At 62.6% G+C, this 22746-nt stretch carries 15 protein-coding genes and 1 pseudogene; 7 read left to right on the forward strand and 9 right to left on the reverse strand.

Features of this window, described 5'->3' with window-relative positions:
- Nucleotides 1–74: 74 nt before the first annotated feature.
- The 3 genes from BLW84_RS28570 to BLW84_RS28580 all read right to left on the reverse strand — a co-directional run bounded on the left by BLW84_RS28570 (nucleotide 75) and on the right by BLW84_RS28580 (nucleotide 4780).
- Nucleotides 75–1877, reverse strand: a complete 1803-nt coding sequence (locus BLW84_RS28570) for a UvrD-helicase domain-containing protein (RefSeq protein WP_093271361.1) — start codon at nucleotides 1875–1877, stop codon at nucleotides 75–77.
- Nucleotides 1874–3871, reverse strand: a complete 1998-nt coding sequence (locus tag BLW84_RS28575) for an ATP-dependent nuclease (RefSeq protein ID WP_342743183.1) — start codon at nucleotides 3869–3871, stop codon at nucleotides 1874–1876. Before BLW84_RS28575 ends, BLW84_RS28570 begins: the two co-directional genes overlap by 4 nt.
- A 651-nt stretch (nucleotides 3872–4522) precedes the next feature.
- Complete coding sequence (locus BLW84_RS28580; protein ID WP_093271365.1) at nucleotides 4523–4780, reverse strand: hypothetical protein; 258 nt, start codon at nucleotides 4778–4780, stop codon at nucleotides 4523–4525.
- A gap of 27 nt (nucleotides 4781–4807) precedes the next feature.
- Here BLW84_RS28580 and BLW84_RS28585 point away from each other — a divergent pair, with 27 nt between their 5' ends.
- On the forward strand, nucleotides 4808–5500 hold the full coding sequence (locus tag BLW84_RS28585) for an integrase core domain-containing protein (protein ID WP_245761448.1): 693 nt from the start codon (nucleotides 4808–4810) through the stop codon (nucleotides 5498–5500).
- Between the two features lie 650 nt (nucleotides 5501–6150).
- Here the strand turns inward: BLW84_RS28585 and BLW84_RS46530 are convergent.
- Together BLW84_RS46530 and BLW84_RS28595 are read right to left on the reverse strand one after the other, a co-directional pair.
- The gene (locus BLW84_RS46530) at nucleotides 6151–7497 is read right to left on the reverse strand and encodes a restriction endonuclease subunit S (protein ID WP_143061131.1); all 1347 of its coding nucleotides are present in this window, start codon (nucleotides 7495–7497) and stop codon (nucleotides 6151–6153) included.
- Entirely contained in the window at nucleotides 7494–9938 is a 2445-nt protein-coding gene (locus BLW84_RS28595; RefSeq protein ID WP_093271370.1) for a type I restriction-modification system subunit M, read from the reverse strand. Before BLW84_RS28595 ends, BLW84_RS46530 begins: the two co-directional genes overlap by 4 nt.
- A 1026-nt stretch (nucleotides 9939–10964) precedes the next feature.
- Between BLW84_RS28595 and BLW84_RS28600 the strand changes: the two genes are divergently transcribed.
- The 3 genes from BLW84_RS28600 to BLW84_RS48490 all read left to right on the forward strand — a co-directional run bounded on the left by BLW84_RS28600 (nucleotide 10965) and on the right by BLW84_RS48490 (nucleotide 14424).
- Complete coding sequence (locus tag BLW84_RS28600) at nucleotides 10965–13151, forward strand: GmrSD restriction endonuclease domain-containing protein (RefSeq protein ID WP_093271373.1); 2187 nt, start codon at nucleotides 10965–10967, stop codon at nucleotides 13149–13151.
- Nucleotides 13152–13195: 44 nt separating this feature from the next.
- Nucleotides 13196–14068 (forward strand): lyase family protein, encoded by an 873-nt coding sequence (locus BLW84_RS28605; RefSeq protein ID WP_425441766.1) that lies wholly within the window; start codon nucleotides 13196–13198, stop codon nucleotides 14066–14068.
- Nucleotides 14069–14178: 110 nt separating this feature from the next.
- On the forward strand, nucleotides 14179–14424 hold the full coding sequence (locus BLW84_RS48490) for a hypothetical protein (protein WP_218157499.1): 246 nt from the start codon (nucleotides 14179–14181) through the stop codon (nucleotides 14422–14424).
- A 1126-nt stretch (nucleotides 14425–15550) separates the two neighbouring features.
- Here BLW84_RS48490 and BLW84_RS28615 read toward each other — a convergent pair.
- Nucleotides 15551–16249 (reverse strand): TetR/AcrR family transcriptional regulator, encoded by a 699-nt coding sequence (locus tag BLW84_RS28615; protein ID WP_093271378.1) that lies wholly within the window; start codon nucleotides 16247–16249, stop codon nucleotides 15551–15553.
- Nucleotides 16250–16299: 50 nt separating this feature from the next.
- On the opposite strand from BLW84_RS28615, the gene BLW84_RS28620 reads away from it, so the two are divergent.
- Nucleotides 16300–17796 (forward strand): MFS transporter, encoded by a 1497-nt coding sequence (locus tag BLW84_RS28620; protein ID WP_093271381.1) that lies wholly within the window; start codon nucleotides 16300–16302, stop codon nucleotides 17794–17796.
- Nucleotides 17797–18079: 283 nt separating this feature from the next.
- On the opposite strand, the gene BLW84_RS28625 is transcribed toward BLW84_RS28620, so the two are convergent.
- A complete protein-coding gene (locus BLW84_RS28625) occupies nucleotides 18080–18592 on the reverse strand; it encodes a MarR family winged helix-turn-helix transcriptional regulator (RefSeq protein ID WP_218157501.1) in 513 nt (170 codons plus the stop codon).
- A 290-nt stretch (nucleotides 18593–18882) separates the two neighbouring features.
- Between BLW84_RS28625 and BLW84_RS28630 the strand changes: the two genes are divergently transcribed.
- Together BLW84_RS28630 and atpB are read left to right on the forward strand one after the other, a co-directional pair.
- Nucleotides 18883–19515: a maleylpyruvate isomerase N-terminal domain-containing protein gene (locus BLW84_RS28630; RefSeq protein ID WP_093271386.1), complete on the forward strand. Its 633-nt coding sequence runs from the start codon at nucleotides 18883–18885 to the stop codon at nucleotides 19513–19515.
- Between the two features lie 283 nt (nucleotides 19516–19798).
- Nucleotides 19799–20579, forward strand: a pseudogene (gene atpB / locus BLW84_RS28635) (F0F1 ATP synthase subunit A).
- Between the two features lie 166 nt (nucleotides 20580–20745).
- Here the strand turns inward: atpB and BLW84_RS28640 are convergent.
- Together BLW84_RS28640 and BLW84_RS28645 are read right to left on the reverse strand one after the other, a co-directional pair.
- Nucleotides 20746–21507 (reverse strand): FkbM family methyltransferase, encoded by a 762-nt coding sequence (locus tag BLW84_RS28640; protein ID WP_093271388.1) that lies wholly within the window; start codon nucleotides 21505–21507, stop codon nucleotides 20746–20748.
- Nucleotides 21500–22714, reverse strand: coding sequence for a macrolide family glycosyltransferase (locus tag BLW84_RS28645; protein ID WP_093271391.1), 1215 nt, complete (start codon nucleotides 22712–22714; stop codon nucleotides 21500–21502). The genes BLW84_RS28640 and BLW84_RS28645 overlap by 8 nt, the downstream gene beginning before the upstream one ends.
- Nucleotides 22715–22746 lie beyond the last annotated feature (32 nt).

The following is a 22746-nucleotide window of genomic DNA, read 5'->3' on the forward strand; positions in this document are numbered from 1 at the left end:
GTCGGTGGCGCCGAAAGGTGCAGGTCGCAGGACGTGGACCGACTTGTGGAACCCCACAGGCTGCGGGGCTGCGCTCAGGTTTCTGCTGTGAGAGTGGTGACCCCTTCCGCTTTCAGATGGTTTTGCACTGGTTCATAGACGGAATCGGGGAGCGCGAGTGCTAGTAGACGGCGTGCTCGGGTGACGGCGACATACAGTACGCGCAGGCTTTCGGCGACCTCCGGTGGATGTTCGCCGCTCCTCCAGGCATCGACCATGCCGGTGGTGCGGTCATCCTCGGGGACGATTACGAGCACGGCGTCAGCTTGTTCGCCTTTGACTTGGTGTATTACGGAGGCCCTGATCTCCCCGGCACCGCCGCCAGCGGACACCGCGGCCACCTTCCGCGGGGCCTTGCTTTTCGCCGTACCGGCTCTCAGGCTGCCGCTTTGACTCGCGCGCGTCTGGCCTGGGTTTGGAGGGTGTTGTTTGAGGACCGAGTTCGCTGCCTTGCACCACTCGGTGAAGGTGCCCTGATCGACGCCGGGCAGCCTGGAGCCAGCTCGGGCGGCCTGGCGGCGGAACGCGATTCGGTCGAGGCCGTACCTGTCACACAGCACATCGATCGTGGCGCCGTCGGTATCGCTGTACCAGAATGTGATCAGGGCTCTTTCGAGGATGTCGTAGGCGACGTCACGGGTCCGCTGTGGGGGTGAATCGGACAGCACGGCAGCCGCCCATGCGACGCGCGCCGCTGCCGGGCTTGCTGGGGGCTGACTGGAGCTGGCGCTTCCTTTGGGTAGGCGCCGACCGGCATGAGCGAGAACAAGTTGTTGTTCGGCGGGGATATCCAGGTCCCGGGCCTGGGCGATGAAGGTGGTGACGGCGGCGTCGACCTCGGAGGGTGCGTTGGCTCGGATGAGTAGGACGCCCATGGCGTCGTCGTGGTGGTCGCCGATGGGGTCGTCGGCGGGCCGTGCGAACCGCCTTGGCCGCAAGGTTGCGGCGGTCTGACAGATAGCAGGGGTGCTGCGCCAGTTGCCGGTCAGTTCGATCGGTTCGGTGAGTGTGGCGCCGAAGGCTCGAACGCTGTCCGGCTCAGCTCCGCGAAACTCGTAGATAGCCTGATCCGGATCCCCGATGAACACCAGCGGGATGTAGCCGTCGCGGAGGTCTTCGAGGATGGCTAGGTCGAGGTTAGAGCAGTCCTGTGCTTCATCGATGATGATTTCTTCGAACCGGGTGCGCAGCAGGGAAACTACATCCGCGTGCCGAGTCCGCAGGTAGTGCCGTGCCAGGACGCGGATCTCGTGCCCGGTGACGTAGCCGCGGTGCCGCGCGTAGTCGGTCCGTATGCGAACAGCCTCGACCTCAGCCTGTTGGACCAGCCCTTCCTCCTTGAGCTGGCGTAGAACTGGGTAAACCCGGTTGGACTGTTGCACCTGCGCAGTGCACTGGCCGGTGTCGAGGTCGTGGCGGAACTGGAAGTCACTGAGCCGGATCTTGTGATCGTGGCTTTTTCCCCTGACGGTGACGACGGCGTTGATGCGGTCCCACGAGTCGATGCGGTGTCGTCGTCGGTCGGGCTCGATGAACGGTCGGACTAGGTATCTCCACAGGAAGGTGTCTATGGTGCCGACGAAGTGAGGGAACCGCAGCAAGTCACCTCGGGTGCTTTTCGTGCAACGTTGTTGAATTTCGGCGCAGGCGACGTTTGTGAACGACACCAGTGCGCGTCCTCGGCGTGCGCCGGTGGTGGGACGGGTGAGGTGGCGTTCTACGATGACGCGGGTTTTGCCGGCGCCGGGGCACGCCTGCACGTACATCGGCGCCGCAGTGTCCACGACGCGCTGTTGTTGTTTGATCGCGAGGGTACGGCGTTGCTCGATGCTCGTCATGGGGTGTCATCCACTTCGGCAATCCACCGGATCGCGTCCTGAATGTACTGCGGTACAACGAAGTCGCCTGTCGCGGCGCTCAGTTCAGCCACGGCCTGCGCAAAATCACCCTTCTTGAGGTCGTGCTTTTTGAAGCTCGTCATGAACCGCTCGACCCGAGTAGCCGGATCCTCGGCCTCGACAATGCCCGCCCACTCTGCGGGACCCGCTTGGGGACGCTGCTTTGTGTAGGCCTTGCCGATCACCTCGTGGTTGTTCGGGCCCGCCTGCATCAGTTCCGGTTCCAACGTAGGGCACCCGAGGAACACTTTGAATCGGTCGGCAGCCCCCAACGTAGTGGCGAGCTGCTGGAGCCGTTGTTTCCGGTCTCCAGAAACTGCGGGGTCCTCGTCGGTGATCACCGCGACCCGTTCGGCAACGCGTCCACCGTGGTGCGCGGTTAGCAAGACCCGGACGTAGGGCTCGAAGTCCACACCGTCGATCGGCACCAGGGTACTGCCGACGAATCGTGCCCAGGCAGCGCGGGCGCGGGCCTGATCTGGTGCTTCCTGCTGGTCGTCGTGCAGGTCGAACAGCGGCGCTGGATCGGGTCGGGGCAGGACGCGACGCGCGAACGCGGGAATGAGGAGCGCTTCGGCGATGCCTTCAACCAACACGACGCGGGGGCCGAACAGCATTGCGCTGCGGGTCGCGTCCAGGTAGCGCTTGAGCTTGTCATCCGCACGGCGAAGGTCAATCTCGGCCAGCGGGACTGCTTTCGTTTCGTAGGCGCTGCCGCGATCCGTGGCTGCCTGGTCCGGCTCTGGGTGGGCAGTCAGGGTGCGCTCGTCTGGTGGCTGCGCGGGTGGTAGCGGGTTCCGTTTGAGGATAACAAGGTCAGCGATGTTGGTGGACGCGGCGATGAGCGGCGAGTGGGTGGTGACCACAACCTGGATCCGTCCGGCGTAGTCGCCGGGTGTGGGTTGCCACGCTGCGCCTTCGGCCGCGTCCCGCAAGTACTCCACCAGCAATGTCTGCAGCTGGGGATGCAGGTGCGCCTCGGGCTCTTCTACCAGGAAGATTGTCAGGTCGTGGTCGCGTGCCGCGCGGAGCTCGGCGAGCACCGTCGCGATGAACAACAGGTTGGCGTAGCCGAGTCCGGACTCAGCGATGTCGCGGGGATCGAGGCCGCGGTCATTCATCCGTAAACGCAGCGACCGTGCGATGGACAGCAGGTCCGGGTCGGCCACGGCGACATCGGCGTCCTGCGGACTGGCGCCGGCGGTCACGTCAGCCAGCGGGGCGCGGACGGCGTTGTTGACCTGATCGAGGATTTTGTGCTGACGGATCTCGTCGAATTTCCTCTTCACGTCCTCGACAAAGTCGTCTTCGGCTAGCCCCTCCTCGGCGAGCAGGTACCGCAGGATGATGCGCAGGCGCTGGCCGGACCCCGAGCTAAGTTCCCGCTGCGCATCACGCAGCGGCGGGAGGTAGACGTGTCGTAGGCGTTCCCGAGCTTCAGGTTCGGGGTCGCGGTCAGTGCTGGTATCTTGCCCGGCGACCCAGGTGATCCGCCCACGCGTGTGTACACCGGTAGGCGCCGTGAACGTGAGCTGGTAGCGCACCGTCGACATATCCGCGAGCACGCCCTGACTGTAGGTGCCGAGTTGCTCGGGGTCGGTGATCTCGTATTCTGCTGCCAGAGTAGCGGCCGTGACATCGGGCGCGCGGGAGATATCATTGGCGTCCCAGTAGCGATCGCGCCTGCCGTCGAGAGGATCGGTGAGCAGCCGGATAGCGTCTAGCAGGTTGGACTTGCCGCCGTTGTTCTCCCCAATGACCACGGTAAGATGCTCACGTAGCGGAACTGTCACGGAAATTAGTGATCGGAAGCCCGCAGCGTCGACTGACTTGAGCCGCACGATATCCCCTCTGCTCGCGGACCAGGGCACCCCACCTGCGCGCGCTCGCACGGAGGACGTGCAGTGATCGTCTACGTTGTGCGTCGCGATCACGATGCCGTGCGTTACCGGGTGTGGTCAAGCTCGTGATTTCCGCGCTTGTATCGGCCATCGGTTTGTTCACGATCGTGATCGGCCGGGACCTCGGGGCGGGGATGTCGCGTTCCCTCAGCTAGACCACGTTGGCTCCATGCGTCGCGGATCCTCTGGAGTCGGCGTCGCGGTGGTGGGCAACTCCGAGTGGGTGCTGCACCGCGGATGCGCCGTCTGCGCGTGCAGTGGCCTGCGATAGTGGGATCCTGCGGTTCGTAGGTGATTCCGTGCCCTTGGGCGTCGTTGCGAAGGCGTTCCCGGTGTCGGCGGAGATCTTTCCACCACGACAGCTTGTTGCCTGACTCGTGGGGAAACACCGTGTGGAGCACGGTACAGAGCACGCCGCCCAACGTGCAGAGCGTGATCGCCCACCAAGGTGCGTTCGCCCATGCTGCTGCAGCGCTGCTGATGCTTGTGCCGCCCAGGATGACCGGGATTGCCGGCATCCGTGTTGGTGTGGCTGGTGAGCGGTCGTTTGGGGGTTCGTTGACGTGGCTCATCCCGCGAGCTCCGCAGGGTCTGGAATGAGGTTGTTTGGCTGGGGAGGTCGATCTCGCCGCGTCGCGCCATGGTGCGAACGCGGCGGCTCATGTGCCTCTACGGTGCCAAAACTCAGAACATGGGTCTGACCTGGGGTTTTTGATTGGTTTCAAGCGGCTCGGCAGATTCGTTGATCAAGCCGACGAGGACCTTGCGGCGGAGGATGGGAGCGTCATCCGTAATCACCGCTGTGGGATCGTGCTCCGGCGGGTGTTGGTCGAGGCTCTGATGTGGACGGTGGGTGTTGAAGTGGTCCGCGTACTCACACAGCACCCTCATAGCGTTGCCCTTGCCGAAAACCGCATCCGTGCAGGATAACGCCGACGTCACGGCGAATTGCTCGTCCGGGGAGTGAAAGTGGCCGCCTCCACGGTCTGGGAGATCTTGCAGACGGCCGGGATTGACCCCGCACCCGAACGCAACTCCAGCACATGGGCCGACTTCCTGCGCTCCCAGGCCGATGCCTTGCTGGCGTGGGACTTCTTCGAGACGATCACCCTGTCTGGGGCGCGAATGTACGTGCTGGCGGTGATCGAGCACGCCAGTCGCCGGATCCGGATCCTGGGTGCCACCGCGCACCCGACAGCATCGTGGGTCACCCAAGCCGCAAAGAATCTCGTCATGGACCTCGAAGACACCGGGTGTCGGGCGCGGTACCTCATCCGGGATCGGGACGGGAAGTTCCCCGCCCTGTTCGATACCGTCCTGTCGGATACCGGGATCGAGGTCGTACTCAGCGGCGTCCAGATGCCGAGAATGAACTCAATCATGGAAAGGTGGGTACAGACCTGCCGACGCGAATTGCTGGACCGCACCTTGATCTGGAACCAGCGCCACCTGCTCCACGCCTTGCGCGAGTTCGAACAGTTCTACAATTCCCACCGGCCTCACCAGGGCATCGCGAACGCCCGCCCGCTACGCCCCTTGCCCATACCGGTCACGGATCCAGAGCAGCTCGAGCCCCTCAACATACGTCGACACGATCGACTGGGTGGCCTCCCACCGCGCAGCATGACCTGCACGGCAACTGTTCTCCTGTGCCATGCGTAGCACCAGAGCCCTGATGGAGCGGACGGTGCGTGGCCGGCCAGAGCGCTTCGATTTGGAAGAAGTCGCATGGCGGTGTGCGACCAAGTCGCGGTGCCAGCGCAGCACCGTGTCCGGACGCACGAGCAACCGCAACCTGGGCAGTAGATTCCGTGGTAGCCGGTGCAGTAGCGCCGCGAGGAACGCTCGATCGCTTGGATCGAAACGCGCCCTTTTCTTGCCGAGTTGGCGCTCCAGCACCGTGATCTGACGGCGCAGGGCGAGGATCTCGATGGCCTTGTCCCGGTCACTCATGGGCAGCAGGCGCAGCATGGCGAACGCGTTGGTCACACCGAGTTAGGCCAGTCGCAGCAGCACAGTCGATCAGCATGCCTTGGCGCTCGGCAGAGCGAGAGCATCCGCTTGGTTGACCCTCCCGTGCGCCGTGCCGACTGCGTCTCACCAAGGCGGATGAGATTATCGGCAAGGGCAGGCCTCCTTGGCAGACGCGCCCGACGGGCCACCTCGTACTGGCGGGCCACTGATCTAGTGGGCTAGACCAGGAGCAGTGCGGTTTGTTGGCATGCTCCTGGGCGTGTGCCAGCCAGAACACGGCCACCTGGGGGCGAAGCTACGTCGAAGTTCTTATAGTGTGACTTCGAGGAGTGATCAAACTACAAGCCTTCGACAATCATCTTTTCAACTTGTAGTGTCACTTCTTTTTCAAGGCGTTCCGAATCTTGATTCAGTTCGTGGGCTTCCTTTCGGGTTTCGCTCCAGAACTGACCTACTTCGCGCTGTGTATCGATTGGTGGTACCGGAATCCGAAGTTCACGCACATCGGAACTGCTGATCGTCGCGAGGTTAGTGGTCTTCTTTGCTCGTCTCCGAAAATGTCCCCGGCTAGGCTTTGTCTGCATGTAGGCAAGAAGGTACTCGGGCAATAGTAGGTTCGTGTTTGCGCGGACCTTTAGGACGTGGTTCTGGTGTACACAATCCTTAATTTCTCCTTGCCAAAGTGCGGGCCTTCCTACAAGCTCGGCACTGTTACCTTCACACAACAAGACGTCTCCCGGCTCAAGGCGAAGCGCGTCCATCTGGTCATCCGCAACCTCTATGCATTTTACTTCGCGAAGATCGAGGTATCCGTCTTGCACGTTAGCAACGCGCAAATATGGACGCGGATGTGCATCTGGTCGATTTCGGGGGCTTTTCTGAATACCGTAGTTAACCTTGGCGATTTCTGGATCGCCAAGCGGCCTGACTTCGTATCGGCTCGTAAGTTCGTCACTAATTCCGCGGGCCGCCGCGGTTGCGTTGAACACGGACCATCGTTCAAGTGCGTGTGATGGCGCGGCGAAGGTTCCTTCGATTGGACTCACATCGGGCGACGATAGACCAAGAATTTCAGTGATAGCGGCGATTCCAGATTGGAGCCGTGCCTCGGCCTCCTCTCGAAGCTCCTGAGCCTTAGTAAACGCCGCTTGGTATCGATCGACGATGTACTTTTGTTCGGATTTCGAGGGAAGGGGTATAAGAAATCTTTCGAAGTTTTCCGCTGAGACCCGCTTTCGTCCGGAGTGACCAACTACAAGGGCCTGTATCTGACTGCGAAATGTGTCCGTTCTGCAGAGAATTTGAACATATTCGGGGAGGATCTTTCCGGTAGCCTTTACGTCATAGATCGGATATTCATTGGTAAATGCGAGGGGTCCATAGTAGTCGGGCATTACTCCGATCGCGCCGTTACGCACATCGATGCGAGAGAAAACTACGTCGTTGGGCCTTGCGACGTATGTAGCCCCTTGAATAACTTTTGATTCTGGGCGTTGAGTTATCTTGCCGTTGAAATGAACAGATCCGTATCGAAGGCCGCCCGAATTCGGTTCGATACGGCGAACTGCAACTTCACCAAAGGGAGCAAGCTGTTCAGGTGTCCGTCGCCACGTTCGAGTGAGAACGTTCTTGACATCCCAACGTTGCAGTGACGCAAACGGCACGACTTTAACTGTGCTACTCATGCGCTTTCCTGGCTGTCTGCCATACTGAGCTTCTCCTGGCTGTGCCGCATAAATCCTTCCCTGTCCTGGAGGAACTTTCGAGCGTCCGCTAGCACACGAGGAAGACCATTGGAGACATGCTCTCCTGTCTCTCCGGTTGCTGTGATACCTGCTGACTCCACTTCTGCCATGAAGACAGGGTAGGAAAATAGTACGCGGGCCCGTTGACGCGTCATTTCCTCCGCTAGTCGGTCAAGCTCCGCACGTCGAGAGATCAATTCCTTATTCAATTGCTTGGCCCGGGATCGATCGTCCTCGGTTAGAGCACTGCGAAGTTTCGATCGGGCGACGCGCAGATCTTTTTGATTGGGAGGAGTGGCGTTTGTGAGGGTGTCAATCTCGTCAACAAGGTTGGCAAGCTCGGGGCGGTCGTAGATCCGAACACGGTAGTCAAGTTCGTCGAGTTCCCGGTATTTCTCGGCGAGCTCCGATGCTGTCTCTTTCCTTGCTTGATCAATCGATTCCGCCCATTTGGTCTCTTCCTCCTCTGTGAAGCGGTCAAGAAACACCAGTGACGTTTTAACGGTCGCTTTAGATGAAGCGAAGACATCCTGGGGAATTGAGATTACGGCGGTCAGTTTTGCTCGCCCTTCAACATATTCTCTTAGCCATGACATCGATGGGTTATTGAGAATGCCATCGGGCAATACAATTCCCATGCGGCCGCCTTTTTTCAACAGTCGCAAGCATCGCTCCAGGAAAAGAGTTTCCGTTTGGCGACTGGGGCGAACCTTTGCGACACCTATTTCGCCTGCAATTGGATCGCGTCCAATATCAAACAATTCAAGGATGGGGCGACGGTCGCGCATGGCCTCGGCCAAATTATCGTAAGACTCAAGCCATTTGTCGCCATAGCGAAGCGTGTTCGCCTTCACGATTGCTTGGTCAGTATCGACACGAGTTTGATCTGTAGCGCCAACCCTTTGATCTTTGCCGACGTTGGCTCCAAAAGGTGGATTGGTGACGACGATATCAAATCGGCCTTCGTGTACACCGTGTACGTCAAGTAGGCCATCGTGATAGTAGATGCCACCGTGTCCATCGCCGTGCATGATCATATTCATTTTGCTGGTTCGGGCAGCCCGAGCCTCTGCGTCGACACCGAAGATCTGCTCGGCGGCAATCTTGGCCATGCGAGACTGACGATCGGTGATGTCGAGCTGCTTGTTGTATTCATGTTGAATACGTTCTGCTTCGAGGGCGAGTTTCTCTTCTGGCCATTCTTCTCGGTTTGCGGTATCTGCGACTTTGGCGAGCTTTTCGGTTTTTTGGGCATGAACATCTTGCTCTACTTGATTACGCAGGTGTTCGAAGGCTTTGATAAGAAAGCCTCCCGTGCCGGAAGCTGGATCGCAGATGAGATCCCCTTCTTTAGGGTTAAGAAATTCGATCATGAAGTCTACGATTGGACGCGGAGTAAAGAACTGCCCAAGCTCTCCTCGGAAAGTTTGTCCAAGGAATTTCTCGAATGCGATGCCTTTGACGTCATCGCCGGTGTCCGATAGATTGAACTTTTCGAGTTTGTTTACGATCCGCTTGAGGGTCTCTAGTGAGACTCGAATTCTGTCTTCTTTTCCGAAAAGCTTCTCGGCTTGGTAATACTTTTTTGTAGAGTCAAAAAGTTGATCGAGAAAATGTCGAGGGTCGAGTGCTACGACTTGAGTCTCGGCTTGGCGGTTGATGGCTTCTTCGGTAAGGACCTGCGATCGTCCTCTCCGCTCGTGCGCCATCTTGATGAAGAGGATTTTGGAGATCTCGTCGAAGGCTGCACCTGGGTCCATCTTGTGGTTGTCTCGAAGGATGCAGTGGCACTCGTATAGCAACCGCTGAAACTCGTCGCGAGTGAATGCCTTTGTTGCCCGCTGAATCTGTTTCAAGCGCCTTGAATCGCTGAGGTCGTCCGCGTGAGGGATGGTCTCGATTTCGATTCGGCGACCAGGAGCGCCCGGCTCAAGGAAAGAGAACGATGTCTCCTTCATGTTATGCATGACCAGAAAATTAGCACCCATGGCCCTAGCATACGATTCGCCCTGAGCGTAATCATCTGGGTCAATCCGAACGTGTTCGGCCTTTACCTCGACAACTACGGAATAATTTGTGTTCTTTTCGAGGTCCTCGGCGGAAGTGGCTACTACGATATCAGCCTTCGAAGATTTGCGGCCGGATTGCGTCTGTTTCTCTTGTGCCATTTGTTCGAGACTGTATCCCCAGTCTCGATGTAGCTGAAAGATGAAGTCCTGGCGTACTTTTTCCTCAGGCTTCGCCAGAAGCCACTTTCGGCGCAAAGGAGCCCACAGCCACCCGCCTGACGTATGAACGGGGTTGTCCGGCGGCCCGAAAGGTGTGTCGGGAGTCCACTTGGGTTTCGTTGCTCCAGAGCTCCCACTTTTCGTACCCGCCATGACGTCCTCTCTGTGTCATCTTTGCTGTGCTGACTTCCTGACGCCCGCGCCTCGTGTGGCGAGCCGCCGAAGCAGAGGCTCAGCCTAAGCCCCCTGTCCGACATTCAGAGCGTGGTGCCCCTCCTACGGCCGTCCGAGCCATCTGGAGGCTCATGTGGCCACAGGGTATGAAGTCGCATCAGCGGGTGTGGAGGTAGCGATCGGTGGCGCGGAGGCCGGGCGTTGCGGTGCTGACGGAACTCTGACTCTGCTGCACGAGTGGAAGGGAGACCTGGCAGGTGAGGTTCCCCCTGCGGGTCGGACACCTTGAGTCCAGGCAGTAGTGGCCTGGGGAAGGATGGCCGGGTGGCACGTCGGTCGAAGTACCCGAGCAGTTCCTCAAGGACGCGGTTGAGCTGGTGCCTTCCTCTGATCGCCCGTTGCGGGAGGCTGCCCGCCAGTTGGGACTCAAACACGAGCAGGGTGCGGGCCGCCGATAGCGCGCAGACCAGCGGGGTGGATGAGCTCGCAGCCGGTGAGCGGGAGGAGCTGCGTAAGCGGGTGGTGGAGTTGGGTCGTTGACCTGCAGCTACCGGTTCCTCTCCGAACACTCGGCGTCACGCGGCTGTGCCGGGTCCTGGATGTACGTCGCCAGGGCTTTTATGGGTGGATCAACACTGCCCTGGCGCGGGCGCAGCGGGCCGCGGCAGAGGAGGAGCCTGCCACTGAGATCGCCGAGATCCACCGCGGTGCCTATGCTCGCCACGGGTCGCGGCTGTACCTCGTACCGGCACGGCCGCGCCTTCGCCATGTGGTTCGGTGACGAGCGAATCAAGAGTCCACTCAACAGACGCGAGCGGATCAGCGCAGAACCGGAGTCCCGAAACGGCCGACGCCGCGCAGTCCGGATGGAGCAGCACTTCATCACCGCCGAAGCGCACCGGCTCGGAACCCGCTCGCCGTCCGTGCCCCGTTCAGCGGGATGACGGACCAGTGCACGTCTGCTAGATCTTGATCACACAATGCCGCACGTAATGAGGGGGTACCGTGGCGGATGCGCCGATCCAAGGACACTCGTATACCATACATCAACTGTTCTCTGGCGACCGGACTTTCAAGGTAGACAACTATCAGCGCGAGTACAGCTGGGACCGGCGCGATGTTGCCACGCTCGTCCGAGATCTCCATCGGAGCTTTAGGAAGTCTTGGAAACCCACTCATGGTCGGCGAGAAACGGCCGAGTACCATCCGTATTTCCTCGGGCCGTTTGTTTACGTTGAATCCGGAGAAACCACCGTCCTCGTGGACGGTCAGCAGCGGATTACGACGCTGCATCTGCTCCTCATCCATCTGTACCGGTTGATGAAGGACCGCGAGGAGGGGGAGGAAGCCGGCAAGCTTCACAACCTCATCTCCACGTCCAGCTATGGTGAGACGACATTCACTGTGCATGCGCCGGAGCGGGACGAGCTGCTGCGCGCACTGGTCAAATGCTTCCCGTACGAGCTGCCCGCGGATCCAAGTCCGTCCGTGCGTAACTTGTACGAGCGATCGCGGGACCTGGAGGAAGATTTCCCTGAGGAACTCGCCGGTGAAGCCTTACTACACTTCACCGATTGGTTGCTCACGCGTGTCTGCATGGTCGGCATTAAGGCGCACAGCAACCAGCACGGCTGGGAAATATTCGTCACCATGAACGACCGCGGGGTCCGGCTCGCTCCGATCGACCTGCTGAAGGGGCACCTCATCGAGAAGGCCCGCCAGGACACGACTGATCTGAACAACCAGTGGCGCGAGATGCTCACCCAGCTCTCCGCGCTCGGCACTCGAACCCCCGGTGAGTTCCTCGAGACTCTTCTGCTGGCGAAGTACGCCACGGTCGACGACGAGAACGACCGGGCCGCTGTCACTGGCGCTAGTCATGAATGGGTCCGGGCCAACGCCGACCGTATCGGTCTTCACACTTCCGAGGATTACCGACAGTTCCTCGGGACCACTATCGTCAACCTCGCCCTCCGGTACCGGACTCTGCTTGCAGCGGCACGCAGCCAGGACCCGGAGTTCGCGGCGATCAGGTACAACGCCGAGAATGGCTTGGACAAGCAGTACCTGCTCATCATGGCTGCTGTGGAGCCCAGCGACACGGAAACGGAGTTCCGGTATAAGGCATCGCTGATCGCCTCATTCCTAGATCTCATCTACCTGCGGAAGCTCGTCAACGGAACGGTCAGTCGGCCAAACGAGCTCGATGACGACATCTACGAACTCGTCCGAGACATCCGGGGCATCGGCTCGGCTGCGAAGCTCAGCACGCTCCTGTCGGCACGCATCGTCGAGCTTTCCGACGAGTTCAGGGGCATGTCGAGCTTCGGGCTCCAGCCGGACAACCGGCGTCAGATACGCTACCTGCTGGCGAGACTGACCGCCTTCGTCGAAGCCGAGTGCGAAACCGATCGTGACGAGCTCAGCGAGTTCGTCAGGTACGTCGCTGGTGAAACACCGTTCGAGATCGAGCACGTCTGGGCCAACAAGTTCGAACGCCATCAGGCCGAAGTGAAGACGGAGAAGACGTTTCACTCGGTCCGCAACAGGCTGGGCGGGCTGCTGCTCCTGCCGAAGTCCGACAATGCAAGCTTCAACGACAAGACCTACCCCGACAAGCTGCCGTTCTATTTCCGGCAGAACACGCTGGCCAGGTCGATGAACAAGGACAGTTACCGGAATTACCCGGGATACCGCAAGTTTCTGAAAACATACAAGCTCGACAAGCTAATGACGCACTACGACGAGTTCACCAAGGAGTCGATCGAGCAACGGCAGCAGCTCTACACCCGGCTGTGCGACATCATCTGGGATCCAGAGCGGCTCGGCTTCTCGATCCCGAAGAATGTCAGCCCCCAGCGCCGGCAGGCGCGGCGTACGCGCGCCAACTACGACGTGTCGCTGAGCGATCTCCTTATAGCTGAGTTCCTTAGACCGGGTGAGCAGATCGTGGGTAAGCACAAAGGAACGAATCACGAAGCGTGCGTACTAAGCGATGGCAAGATCCAGATGAGCACCGGCGAGCTCTTTCCCAATCCCTCCCGCGCAGCGATGTACGCCGTCAACCGGCAATCATGTAATGGGTGGACCTTCTGGAGACTCGCCAGGGACCCTTCCCAGACCCTCGCCAACATGCGCGCGCAGGCGCTCGCCTCCGGCGAGCTGGACGGCAGTCAACAGCTCGCGATGTAGTAAGGGGTAGCAGCACGGACGGTGTGGCGGGCACCTCGACGAACATGAACGCGAACGAGGTGATCGCCAACGGCGATCTGGAGATCCTGGGCCGGCCGCGCGGCGACTACGCGACGGTGCATCCGCTCGACCACGTCAACTTCGGCCAGAGCACCAACGACGTCTACCCGACGGCGGTCAAGTTGGCTCTCGACGTGCACATCGACGAGCTGCTGGCGGCGCTGGCCCGCCTTCGGGGGACTCAGCTCCAGGACGCCGTTCCGATGACGCTCGGCCAGGAGTTCGGCGCGTTCGCGGTGACCCTCGGGGAGGACGAAACCCGTCTGTCCGAGGTCTGGCTGCTGCTGCACGAGCTCAACCTCGGTGGGTTGGCCATCGGCACAGGGCTCAACGTCCGCCCGGGCTACCGGGAGGCAGCGCTGGCGCACCTGCGGGACATCACCGGGATCACCACGTTCGCCTCCGCCACCAACCTCGTCGAGGCCACTCAGGACGTCGGGGTGTTCGTGCAGCTGTACGGCGTCCTCAAGCGGACGGCCGTCAAGGTCTCGAAGATCTGCAACGACCTGCGGCTACTGTCCTCCGGGCCGCAGGCCAGGTGTGGCGAGATCATGCTGCCCACGCGGCAGGCAGGTTCGTCGATCAGGCCCGGGAAGGTGGACCCGGTGATCTCGGAGATGGTCAACCAGATCGCCTTCGACATCATCGGCAACGACGTGACGGTGACCCTGGCGGTGGAGGGGCGGCCCGCTGCAGCTCAACGCCTTCGAACCGATCATCGCGCGGGCGCTCAGCGTCGGGATGGGCCATCTCGCCGCCGGGTTGAGGTGCTGGCCGAGCGGTGCGTGGCGGGGATCGACGCTCGCAGGGAGCATCTCGGGGCGGTCGTCGCGGGTTCGACCCTTTGTGCGCGCTGAGTCCGGAGCTCGGTTACGAGACGACGTGCGCGATCGCAGTGGAAGCGCACCGGGGTGCTCGGGTGCCGCCGGGAATGTGGTGCAGGCCAGGGTCATCCAGGGTGGCGTGCATGTCCATAGTCCTGGGCGTGCGGTGGTTGGTTTTGTCGTATCGGGCTGGCAGCTTCCCGCCGCGGGCGGCGGTGTTCCAGGCCTGGGATGCCACCGGCGTGTTCGCACGGGTGTTGGACTCCGGCGAAGCGGCGACATTCAGCTCGGATTCGGTAGTGGTCTCCGGGGTGGGCAAGACCCAGGTGGCGTTGGACTATGCCGAGCGTGTGGGGGCCACGGTGGGGCGGAGTTGGTCGTGTGGGTGACCCAACGCCTGCGCCATCGCCGCGATCATCGTTGACAGGCACACGACGTCGCTGGTCCTGGCGGCAGTGACTTCTTCCCGCATTCAAGCAAACTCGTTAAGTCCTTGGGACATGTTTTCTTACTTGGCTAACGAATTTCGTCGTGACACCCAGCGGCGGATGATCCACCGGTGTCTAGGCATGATCTCGGAAGTCATACGATGTGCTGTTGCGACTGGCCCACCTCAGCATGGCGAATGCGTTCGCCATGCTGCGTCTGCTACCTATGAGTGACCGGGACAAGGACATCGAGATCCTCGCTCTGCGCCATCAGATCACGCTGCTGGAGCCGGTTGTTGGTTCGACGCCATCGAGGCCGTGTAGGTGCTCTGCGGCGTGGCCCGCTCCCATGCCGAGAACAACGTGCCCGGTTGTGCAATATGGCCAAGGGGTTGGCCAGCCGTCTCGGCGGCAAGATCACGAACGAGGGTGCATTTATGGTGCAGAATCGCCACCGATTGGGGGCGAGTGTGGCCGATTGAAGGCGTGAGCGATCGCAAATATCCCAGCTAGATCGACCGGTGGCGACTGACGGGCAGACCGGCCTGTTAACCGAAGGGTTACTGGTTCGAGTCCAGTCGGAGGAGCAACAAACCCCAGGTCTTCGGCCTGGGGTTTTTCTTTTCCGGTACGTATCTCGAGATCAACAGCTCAAAGACGCTGCATTTTCAACCGAGCTGCCGATACAACTTCCCATAGGGCGGAACGATTCTGGCTGCGACCAGCTCGACCGGTACTGGCGGCCCATGGACGTTTCCTGGGGGAAGAGGCATGCACGTCCGGCGCGCATCGACTACGTCACCGACGCCGACGGGCACGCTCTGGCCGACGGGCGTTGTCATCCCTTGCGTCCGGCCGCGCGGGCGAGTTCGTCGGATTTTCCAGGGCTGTGGGGTTCTGTAAGCCTTGCCCGGCCTCTGCCAACTGGCGATCACGATTGATCTGGGGCAGATATCGGTCGTATTGCTCGTCGACGGGTTGTTTGCCGCGGACGAGGGCTCCCTCCTCCATGCGGTAGGTGCGGTCGCGGGGATCGCGAAAGCTCAGCCAGTTGAAACTGGTGGTGGCTCGGCGGGCGTCGGCGTTGTCATTCCTTGCGTTTGGCGTCGAGGCCTGCGATGACGGTCTGGGCGGTGATTTCGAACTGTGAGTCCCAGTCGCCGAGGAAGGCTGCCAGGTGCGTGGCCAGTGTCGGGTAGAGCTCCTGATCGTGGGCGATGCGCTGGCGCAGGGCTTCCCGGCTGTTGGCCTCTGCTTGTCCGGCCCAGGCTGCTTGGGATGAGGCGGTAGCGATGACGAGGTTCGATATCGCGGCAGCGGCCGCCGAGAGGGTGATTCCTTCGAATCCGGCCCTGTCGAGCGCGGCGTACACGGTCTCGGAGCGTGCCAGCGCGAGTGGTCCCGCCAGGGGCCGGGTGCTGGCGAGCGACGCTGCCCACGGGTGACGCAAGAGCATTGCACGAAGCTGCCGCATGTAGGTCAGCACGACTTCCTTCCAGTCCGTTGCGCTGTGTCCGCCGGGAAGCGTGATCTCGGCGAAGACCTCATCGAGTGCGAGGTCGAGAACGTCGCCTTTGGTCGCGACATGCCAGTACAGGCTCGTGGCGTGCACGTCGAGATCGCCGGCGATCTTGCGCAGGCTCAGCCCGTCGATTCCTTCCCGGTCGAGCCGGTCGACAGCAGCCGCGACGATGCGCGCACGGTTCAGCGCGGGAGCTTTGCGGCGTTGCTGCGGTTCGCGGAACCACACCGCACCGGGCACGTCCTCGTTGCGTTTGACGACCATGCCCTCACCTTATCGGCACTGAATTTCTCCTACGCTGTAGGTTTGTAACCATGAATGTAGGTGAGAGTGTGGTCAGTGGCATCCGGCGTGATCCCCGGCGGTGGGTGATCTTGAGCGCGGTCTGCGTGGCGCTCACGGTGATCGTCGTCGACAACACGATCCTCAACGTCGCAATCCCGACCATCGAGGAGCAGCTCAGGGCGAGCCCTGCCGAGTTGCAGGCGGTCCTCAACTCCTATGTCGTGGTCTTCGCCGGGCTCCTGGTCGCCGCCGGGCTGATCGCGGACCGTTACGGCCGCCGATTGGCCGTCATCGTCGGGCTGGGAACCCTGGCCGCGACCTCGGTGACGGCGGCGTTCGCGGCTACGGCGTTGTGGCTGATCGTGGCCCGCACGCTCATGGGTGTCGGCGCGGCGTTGGTGATGCCGGGCACGCTGGCGATCCTGGTGCACGTGTTCGAGCCTGGCGAGCGGGTCAAGGCGTTCGCGGTCTGGTCGGCGGTCGGCTCGGCCGCGATGGCTGTCGGACCGCTCGTCGGTGGCGTGCTGGTCGAGCAGTGGGGATGGCCGGGGATCTTCGTGATCAATGCCGTCCTGGCGGCAGCGGCGAGCGTGCTGATCGCCTGGCTGGTCCCCGAGTCCCGCGACCGGCAGCATCGCCGCATCGATCTGGTGGGCGCGGCCGCGGTCACGTTGGCCATGGGCTCGTTCGTCGCCGCGATCATCCTCGCTCCTGATCACGGGCCGCTATCGCCGGCCGTGCTCGCATGCCTCGCCCTGGCTGTCGCCGGCGCGGTCGTGTTCTGGGTGCGCCAGCGGCGTGCGCAGTCTCCGATGATCGAGATGAGCCTGTACCGGGATCGCCGGTTCGCCGGGGCCAGCGTCGCGGTCGCTGTCTTGGCCATCGGCACCGGCAGCGTGCTGTTCATCCTGACCCAGCACCTCCAGCACGTCCTGGAGTACACCCCTCTGCAAGCAGGTCTCGCGATCATCCCCTTGGCCATCGGCGTGGTCGGGGCCTCGCCGATCGGTGAACGGCTCCCCGGCCGCATCGGCTACCGCCGCTCGATCATGACCGGCTTCGCCGTCACCGCAGTCGGCTTCGCCGTCCTCGGCATGCTCACCCCGGCCAGCGGCTACGCGGTCATCTCCACGGGACTGTTCCTAGCGGGAGCCGGATCGGGACTCGCCTCGCCGGCGGTCCACACCACTGTCCTCGGAGCCGTGCCACCAGACCGCGCGGGCATGGGCTCAGCCCTCAACGACACGCACCAGCAACTCGGCATCGCCTTGGGCGTGGCCCTCATCGGCAGCATCGTCGCCGCCGGTTACCGGCACTTCGCGCCCCCGACGCTGAATGTCCACGCCGGATCGTCCCTGGGCAGCACTCTGGGCGAACTGACCGATCAGCAACAGAACCTCATCAGCGCCGCGCACCTCGCGTTCACCCAGGCGCAGAGCATCGCCATGTTCATCTGCGCCGCCTTCGCCATCGCCGGTGCCGTCATCGCCTGGCGCGTCCTGGCACCAGACCACCAGAAGCCGTGAGAGGCCACCGCAATGACGATTGGCATTCCAATCACGTCGCTGTGCTGCCGGCACATCTATCGATGGCGTAGTCCGCGTCCGGGTACAAGGCCGTGCCGGTGACCTTCCCGGCTGGTTCGCGACCGCACGGGACTCTGTCACCGATTGCCACGACATCACCGTCCTGATCTGCGGCCACCGATTGCGGCACGGGCGACCAGCTGAAAGTGTCCTGAGTGGACGGAATGGACGCCCGATACGACTCTGGTCTTCGCCCGGTCAGTGCTCGGTGCGGTGCGGAAGGTCAGACGTCGATTTCGTTTACCGCGGCGAGCATGCGGCGCAGCACTCGCAGGGTCGTTGCGATCTCGGCGTCGGTGAGGTCGCCGTCGACGTGACCCAGTACCTCGTGTTCGCTCCCCTGGACCGTGCGGATGGCGGTTTGGCCGGGCTCGGTGAGCTCCACCAGTGACGATCGACGGTGGGCGGGGTTTCTCTTCAGCACGACGAATCCTTGCTCCAGCGCGTCGTTGACCATGCGCTGCACGAATTGCCTGCTGAGTCCTAGGGTTCGGGCGATCTGCGGGACGGTTTCCGCCGTCCCGGTGCGTACCAGCAGTTCGAGGACGGTGCGGACGCCGACGGAAAGCCCGGTGTGCGGGCTTTCGTTTTCGACCACGCGGGTTGCTCTGCGGTAGAGCGGGCCGAGCACGGCATAGATCTCGGCCAGTCGCGGGCCGAGCTGCTCCGGCGGCAGCGGGGAGTCGATTTTGACAACCATGGTGTCATTATGGCATTTCGGCAACAGTGAGCCCAATTGAAGCGGTCCGCGTTCCGGTCCCGGGCGGAGAGCTGCGCGGCCGGGAGGGTGGTGTCCGGCTGTGGCGATCTTGAGTCCCCTCTTCGGGTTGGCAACCTGAATGTCATTGTGACACCATGGTTGACATAAGTGGTCGAGTCGGTCGAGGTTCGCCAATGGCGAGCTGAAGGTTCGTGGTGATCAGTTCCGGGTCGCCGCTGGTGGTGCCGCACGCCGGGGCTTCCGGGCGCACTGAGGTGATTTCGGCTGTTGACCGGGTCCTTCCTGTTTCGAGGAGTGGTTGATAGATGGGTGGCTACCGTGAGCGGGTCGATGCCCTGGAGGCGGTTTGGGCTTGCTGGGCCGAGATCGGCGCGGGACTGTCCGAGCAGCAGTGGTCGAGGGCGACGCGCTGCCCTGGCTGGGACGTGGCTGCGCTCTACGCGCACGTGGGCATGTTCCCCGCCGCAGTCGCCGATCCGCCCGCTGGCGCAGTGAAGACAACCGCGGCACCGGTCACCGCAGTGGAGATCCTGCGTGGGTTCAACGCCCCCGGCGGGGTTGCGCACGAGATGGCCGACCAGGTCGCCCATGCCGCCGTGGCCACGGCGAGCAGCCTTGATCGCGCCGGTCTGATCGGCCACTACGCCGACGACGCGCCGCGTGCGGTCGCCGCGCTGCGAGACCGCGGGGCGACGTCCCTCGTTCCCTGGCCGGGAGCCAACGCGGTGACGACCTGGGATGAGGCAGTGCGCATCGTGCTGATGGAGTCGGTGGTACATCTGCTCGATGTGCTCGACGGGCTGGAGCGGGCGCCGGAGGTTCCCGCGGCGGCGCTGCGCGAAACGGTCCATCTGCTCGCGGAGATCGCCGAGCCCGTTTCGTTCATCGAGGCGGCCACCGGACGGATCCCCAAGTCGCCGCTGCCCGTTCTCCGCTGACCCGCGGCACGGGGACAGCCCGATCAGCCACACCTGCCTGGGAGCTGGGGGTTCCCAGGCGGGTGTGAGCGCTCCGCGCGAAGGCTACGCGCCCTCAACTTGCGGTCGGATTTGCCTGAGAAGGGCCGCGCCTTCGATCAAGCCCGGCTTTGCGAAGGAGTCTCCTGCGTCGAGAACTGTGTCAAGATCGGCAAGATCAAGGGTGAATCACGGTACCTTGGTCGCGGATTCTTTGATTCATCCCGGAAGCGAAGTTCGTGGGGTAGAGCGGAAAGGGCTCGGAGTGGGCGCGTTGATTACGGAGGACAGCGGAACGTTCCAAGACACCGAATGCTGAGAGTTTCGTCCTTCCGCCGATCTTCGGCGAGGTCACCAAGCCGATGGTCCTCGTCGTGCTCTCGGCGATCATGGTGGGTGCCTATTTCGTGCTCGCCACCCGGAATCTCAAGCTGGTGCCGGGCAGGGCGCAGTTCGTAGCCGAGTCCGTCTACGGCCTCACCCGCAACAAGATCGCGCGGGAGCAGATCGGCGCTGAGGACTTCCGCCCGTTCGTGCCGCTGATCTTCACGCTGTTCACCTTCGTCCTGGTGAACAACATCTTCGGCATCATCCCGATCGTCCAGTTCCCCACGATGTCGCACATCGGCTTCCCGATCGCGCTCTTCCTCGTGGTGTACGCGGTGATGCATGGCGTGGGTATCAAACGACATGGCTTCGTCGGCTACTTCAAGCACGTCATGTTCCCGCCCGGGGTGCCCAAGTCGATCTACGTCCTGCTGTCGCCGATCGAGTTCGCCCAGAAGTTCGTCCTGCAGCCGGTCTTCCTGGCGATCCGGGTATTCGCTGCGATGTTCGCCGGGCACCTGATCCTGCTGGTGTTCATCCTCGGTGGGCAGTACCTCCTCCTGGAGGCCGGCGCGTGGCTCAAGCCCGTCTCGCTGGTGGCTTTCGCCTTCGCTATCGCCCTGACCTTCGTGGAGGCCCTGATCCAGGTGCTGCAGGCGTACATCTTCGCTGTGCTGACTGCGAACTTCATCGCCGCCGCCCTCTCCGAAGGGCACTGACCAGGACGCTCCGTGCTTCCGCCGCACTCGGTTGATGGCCGGCCTCGACTCATCGAAGCCGGGGGCGAAGTTCTTCCGTGGGGTGTCGGGGCCGGCGTGGGGCAGCCCGCTCTCGTCAGTGGCCGTCCGTTCGGTCCTCGTCTTCGGCCGTGTGCTGTTGCGCGGGTCAGGGGCGGGTTGCGTAGACTATTCTGTTGTCTATTCCTTTTGGGGCTTCTTCGGGGGTTTGGGCTCTTGCTTTGAAGCCTCTGGTCGTCAGGGTTTCTAGGACACTGTCTAGTGTGGACCTTGTTTCGTGGACCTCTATTGCTAGTTGCTTGATTCGGGGCCAGTCCTCTTCCGCTATTCCCCTCAGGGCCGCTTCTTCGCTTCCCTCGATGTCCATCTTGATCAGGTCGATCTCGACGTTCGGGGGTAGGAGGTCCGACAGCGGCGTGGTGGGGACCTGGACCGCCTCGTTTCGGTAGAGCTGTTCCGCGATCGCCGGATTCGCGTACTTCGCTACCGTTTGCTTGTCCTTGAGCTTTTCCGCCAGGTGGGCCGTCGAGTTTCCCGGCATCGACGGGAAGAAGTAGAACTCCGTCGTTCCCGGCGCGTCCGACAGGCCCGTGGGGTGGACCGTGACGCCGGAGACGTTGTGGTGGCGGAGGTTCGCTCTCAGGGCTTCGACGTTGTGCGGGATCGGTTCCACCGCCAGCACCGACGCTTCCGGGTAGTGGTGCTTGATGAACAGCGTGAACAGGCCGATGTTCGCTCCCGCGTCGACCACCAGGCCCTTCGGGTCGATCGGGGTCAGGCCGCTCAGGTAGGTGTTCCGGCCGAAGATCTCCGCGTAGATCAGCTTCGCCTCGGTCAGCACGGGGTTCCCGGTCGCCGGGGTGTAGCACTCGAATCCCTCGGCCACCTCGACGAGGTCCAGGTCAGACATCCACTCCACCCTTCGCCACCGAGCCGGGGTCGCCGGCCAGGAACTCCGTCAACGCGTCTGCGCCTCGCGCCGCCGCATCGGTGCTGCGCAGTTCTTCCCGCCAGATTGCCAAGTTGTCCCGCACGGCCCGATCCGCCGCGAGTTCTTCGACCGCCGCGCGCAGCTCCGCCGCCGTCACCGCTTCCGGGTCCACCGCTCGTCCCAAGCCCAGTTCGGCCGCGCGCCTGCCGTTGAATGCCTGTTCGGGCGTCTGCGGGAGCGACACCAACGGGACGCCGTGCAGCAGGGATTCCATTGTGGACCCCATGCCGGTGTGCGAGACGAACGCCGATGCGTGCCGCAGCACCGCCAGCTGCGGGACTTGCTGGTGCACCTCGAAGTTCGCCGGGATCTCCGCCGGCGGGTCGGCGCGGCCGGTCGCCATGACCACGTGCCAGGGCGTGTCGGCGAACGCTTCGACGCACACCCGCAGCAGGTCCGGCCGGTCGTTGAACACCGTTCCCAGGGAGATGAGCAGGATCGGCGCGTCCGCGGCCGGCGGTGACCAGTCGTCCGGGCGGGCTCGTCCGGGCAGGCCCGGGCCGAGGAAGCGGAACTCCGGGCCGAACGTCTCGCCCGCGATCTGGAACTTCCGCGGCAGGAAGACCAGGTTCAGCCCGGCGCGGGCCGCGGTCGGCAGCAGCGCCTGCAGTGGCAGGCCCCGCCGGTGCGCGAATCCGGCGAGCTTCTGGCCGCTCGCGAACAGCCTCGGATCGGTGTGGTCGAGGTCGGCCGGCCACATCTGCTGCTGTAGCGAGAAGTGCTCGTTGCCGACCATGTTCGGCGCCAGGCCCACGCCCGGCACCCCGAGTTCGGCGGCGAGGGCGCGGCCGGGCAACCCCATGACGTCGAAGCACACGCAGTCCGGGCGGTCGGCCCGGAACGGGCTCGCCAGCTCGTCGTACGTCGTGATCAGCTCTTCGATGCCCGCGTCCATCATCTTGATCATGTTCGCCGCGGTGTAGCCGCGACCCGCCAGCCCGGCCAGCTCGACGTGCCACGGCATCACCACCGGCGTCGCGCCCGCCCGCCGGACCGCCGCGGCCTGATCGCCGCCGGTCGCGTAGCTGATCCGGTGGCCGCGGGCCACCAGTTCCTCCACCAGTGGCAGCGTCGGGTTCACATGGCCGTGCGCGGCGAGCGAGACGAACGCGAAGTGCTTGCCCATGATCCTCCCCATCGCCCGCGCTCGTAGCGCGC

It is taken from the genome of Saccharopolyspora shandongensis, assembly GCF_900106995.1.
Taxonomy (GTDB): domain Bacteria; phylum Actinomycetota; class Actinomycetes; order Mycobacteriales; family Pseudonocardiaceae; genus Saccharopolyspora; species Saccharopolyspora shandongensis.

Coding starts and splice junctions, on each gene's coding strand:
- BLW84_RS28570 (WP_093271361.1), bottom strand. CDS start 1,877: ATGACGAGCATCGAGCAACGCCGTACCCTCGCGATCAAACAACAACAG.
- BLW84_RS46530 (WP_143061131.1), bottom strand. CDS start 7,497: ATGAGTAGCACAGTTAAAGTCGTGCCGTTTGCGTCACTGCAACGTTGG.
- BLW84_RS28595 (WP_093271370.1), bottom strand. CDS start 9,938: ATGGCGGGTACGAAAAGTGGGAGCTCTGGAGCAACGAAACCCAAGTGG.
- BLW84_RS28605 (WP_425441766.1), top strand. CDS start 13,196: ATGAACGCGAACGAGGTGATCGCCAACGGCGATCTGGAGATCCTGGGC.
- BLW84_RS48490 (WP_218157499.1), top strand. CDS start 14,179: ATGTCCATAGTCCTGGGCGTGCGGTGGTTGGTTTTGTCGTATCGGGCT.
- BLW84_RS28615 (WP_093271378.1), bottom strand. CDS start 16,249: ATGGTCGTCAAACGCAACGAGGACGTGCCCGGTGCGGTGTGGTTCCGC.
- BLW84_RS28620 (WP_093271381.1), top strand. CDS start 16,300: ATGAATGTAGGTGAGAGTGTGGTCAGTGGCATCCGGCGTGATCCCCGG.
- BLW84_RS28630 (WP_093271386.1), top strand. CDS start 18,883: ATGGGTGGCTACCGTGAGCGGGTCGATGCCCTGGAGGCGGTTTGGGCT.
- BLW84_RS28640 (WP_093271388.1), bottom strand. CDS start 21,507: ATGTCTGACCTGGACCTCGTCGAGGTGGCCGAGGGATTCGAGTGCTAC.
- BLW84_RS28645 (WP_093271391.1), bottom strand. CDS start 22,714: ATGGGCAAGCACTTCGCGTTCGTCTCGCTCGCCGCGCACGGCCATGTG.